The organism is Armatimonadota bacterium, assembly GCA_020354555.1.
GTDB lineage: Bacteria > Armatimonadota > Hebobacteria.
Window position 1 is genome coordinate 4,570,362 of sequence record CP070648.1, and the last position, 3,135, is coordinate 4,573,496.

3 protein-coding genes are annotated in these 3,135 nt (G+C 67.0%); 2 read left to right on the forward strand and 1 reads right to left on the reverse strand.

What is annotated here, in order from left to right:
- Nucleotides 1-1,426: glycosyltransferase family 4 protein (locus JSV65_18765; GenBank protein UCH34536.1), on the reverse strand; the 1,426-nt coding region annotated here is incomplete at its 3' end.
- 323 nt (nt 1,427-1,749) lie between these two features.
- Between JSV65_18765 and JSV65_18770 the strand changes: the two genes are divergently transcribed.
- Entirely contained in the window at nt 1,750-2,373 is a 624-nt protein-coding gene (locus JSV65_18770) for a hypothetical protein (GenBank protein ID UCH34537.1), read from the forward strand.
- Between the two features lie 142 nt (nt 2,374-2,515).
- The coding region (locus JSV65_18775; GenBank protein ID UCH34538.1) for a hypothetical protein at nt 2,516-3,135 on the forward strand (620 nt) is incomplete at its 3' end.

Here is a 3,135-nt window from a genome sequence, read left to right on the forward strand (position 1 = left end):
GTGCCCGCAGGACATGCCAAGCGCTTGCCTCGGCGACCACGAGCACTCGCTGGATGTCTTCAGCGCGGTGTCCGAGTGCATCGAGCGCCGGCCCGCGCGGGGCGTGGAACACGGGCGGCGGGCCGGGGTCATGCACATGGCGAAGCGCGCGCGCGGGCGCACTCGTCGCGAGATAGTGATGAAGGCGGTAAGCCCACGTGTCCGTAATCGCCTGGAGTTGCTCATCACGTTCGCGCAGCGACCGGGTCAGGGTGTCGATCCGGGCTTGTGCGCGAGCCGGGGCCGACGCCGCGCTCGCGGCGTCGGCGGCAGCCGTCACCGCCATCACCCTATCGCGCAGTTCGCCGACGCTCCGGCGGCATGCCGTCAACCATCGGTAGCGCGCCTCACCCTTGCGGTGAGCGGCGGCGTGCCCCACTGCGAGCAGGCCCTCATACGCCGCGAGCGTGAGGCGTGCCGTGCGTTCCCAGGTGAAGTTGGCGAGCAGCTCGTTGCGCAGGATGTGGCTCTTCGGGACCCGGTGTGCGAGTTCCACAGCGCGTCGAATGGCGGCGACGTCCAGGGGATCGGCATACCACGCGCGGTTGCCCACATACTCGGATATCGGCGAATGAGCGGTGCACACCAGATTGCACCCGGCCAAGCCTGCCTCGATGCTCGACATCCCGGTTGGTTCATAGCAGCTCACCAAGGCATGCACCTTGGCGGCCGCGTACGCGGAGGCAAGCTCGTCTGGATCCAACCGGCCGACGAAGATGACGTCGTCGCCCGCTTCCTCGCGGCAGCGCCGTTCGTAACCGTCCTCGGCGGAGGGGTAGGCGAGAACCAGCGGAGTATTGAAGCCGCGCAGCGCGCGGATGAGCCGGAGTTGGTTCTTCGGTCTCGCCAGCACCGCCGAGCACAGCACGAAATCGCGCACTCCCACGCGCTCGACAAACGGCTCGGCATCAGCGGCCGCGAAGAACGACTCCGCGGCCAAGGGGACGACGCGCTGTTGTTCCGGCGCGACGCCCATATCGCGCGTCAGCCATCCGCCCTCCATTTGCGAAGCGGTCAGCACCACATCCGCCTCCCCCAGCACCACGCGATAGAGATGATCGCCGAAGGAATGCGCGAGGCGTACCGCGGTCGGCAGGGGCTGCTCCGCGCCGAGGCACTCCGGCAGCCGCCCCTCGTCCCAGTACTGCGCGGAGAAGACCAGGGGCTTGCATTGGCGCTGTGCATTGGCGCACTGAGTGAGGAGGTCGTCCATCTTCGGCGCGCCGAACAAGTGGACGAGATCATAGCCGGCCAGATCGGGCTCGAGTTCGCAGGTATGGTCGGCCGCCACGCCGACGGCGGCGAGGTACTCCCGGGTCTTCTCAATGAGATGCGACGTGTCCCCGCCGGGATGATCGGGAGCGGGACTCTGCAGTAGTACCCTCAAGGCTGTTCTGTCCTCGTGTAGTCCAATGGAATCCGTGTGCTCGTGTCGGGCGCTGCGCTGGCCGGGTCATGCTCAGCCAACCCATTCCGGAGCGGTCTCGACGGCGCGGCTCATCCGCACTCCCGACCGGCGCAAACGCCGCGCACCTCGTGCCGGAACTGGCTACTTCACCTTTGCCGGAGTCTGCTCCTGCACTCCCGGCATCCCCGGACGACGCGGGGCGGAAACCGCGGCCTGCGTTGACAGTGGGAGGCGTGTGCGATAATATCACGCCCGGAGCGCAATTGCGGCGTGTTGCACACGACGCGGAGCAAGCCCGCAGCATGAGCACCGACTACCTTCTGCAGATACTCAAGCCGACGACAACTAAGATCTGTCGCCAGCACCCCGGTCGCGCGACGATCGGCGACACCGCTGAGGCACTGAACGAACCGGGGATGCTTGACCTGCTCGCCTCGCCGGTGGCGGGGGGCAGTCTCCCGCTCGGCGCCGGCGTTCTCCCCGAAACGATGGTTGCCTTCTCGGTCGGCACCACAGCGGCGTGGCTGGTAGTGGGGGAGCACGAGAAGAAACCCTGCCCGTTCAACTGGCTCGGAGGTGAACTCGAGCTAACGTGGAACCGTCCCGCCCGCCGCGGCGAAGCGCTGATCGGCCGCGCGCGGCTTAAAGAGATGCGCCGGTTCACGCTCCACGTGGACATGGAAACGTCTTCAGCGCAGACCGGCGAAGTGCTCATGACCGGAGAGATACGATTCGTCGCCGTTCGGGGCGGGCGCGCTCTGCGGCTCAGCGACAGCTTGCTCGTGTTCGAGCAGCCAACTCCAGAGGCGGCACAGGACTCATCGCCCGCGGAACCCTCAGGACGCACCGGAAGCGCGAGGTTCTCGCTTCGCGAAGCGCTCCGCCGCCTGCGTCCCGGATCCCGAGGGACCAGCGGGTCTACCTAGCCGCCACGTACTGATACGGCTCGCAGCTCTAGGGATGCCGCCGGCCGGTGTCCGGCCCTGCTCGGTCGCACGGCCGGGCCGGACGCGGCGGAGACATGGTCTGCGGGATGCAGCGAAAAGGCACAGCAACGGGAAATCCGGCATGAAGGCGCTAGCCAAAAGGCTGTTGGATCGGTTTTTCGCTTACTTCGTCTCCCGTTACCTTCAGCCCGAGCTTGACCTGATCAAGGCTCAGCAGTCAGGCTTCGCCGAAGAGCTGGGGGAGGCAGCGCGCGCTCGCACTGCGGAGCCAAGCCCCGTGAGCCCGCCGCCAGCGGATGCTCGCGTGCCGGACGGTTCGCTCCGACTTGACCTGCCGACCACCGGCCTGTCGCTCGTGGCTGGAGAACGTGTCATGCTCAGCACTACCGTGCGCAACGCGGGCCCGAGCGCACCGAACCTCAGCGTGGAGGTGAAGGAGCCTTTCGGGTTCGGCGTTCTTGCCACCCCTGTCACGCCGATGCCCTTCGAGTTGGGGAGTGGTGAGCAGAAGGAAGTGAACTGGGAGATCGTCGCGCAGCGCCCGAGCGAGGTCAACCTGGGCCACCCGTGGCGATTGGAATTCGTCGTCCGGAGCGCCTCGGAGGAGCGCGGGCGGACGGATCTTTCCGTCGAGGTAGCCGACCCGGAGCCAGGACGCATTTACTACGTGCTGACCGAGGACTGCGAAACCTTCGACGGGGGAGAGTTGACCGGCGACTACAGCGCCCTACCCGAGTTGCA

Bases quoted from the DNA above. Each gene is read 5' to 3' on its own strand.
- JSV65_18770 (UCH34537.1), top strand. From the start codon at position 1,750: ATGAGCACCGACTACCTTCTGCAGATACTCAAGCCGACGACAACTAAG.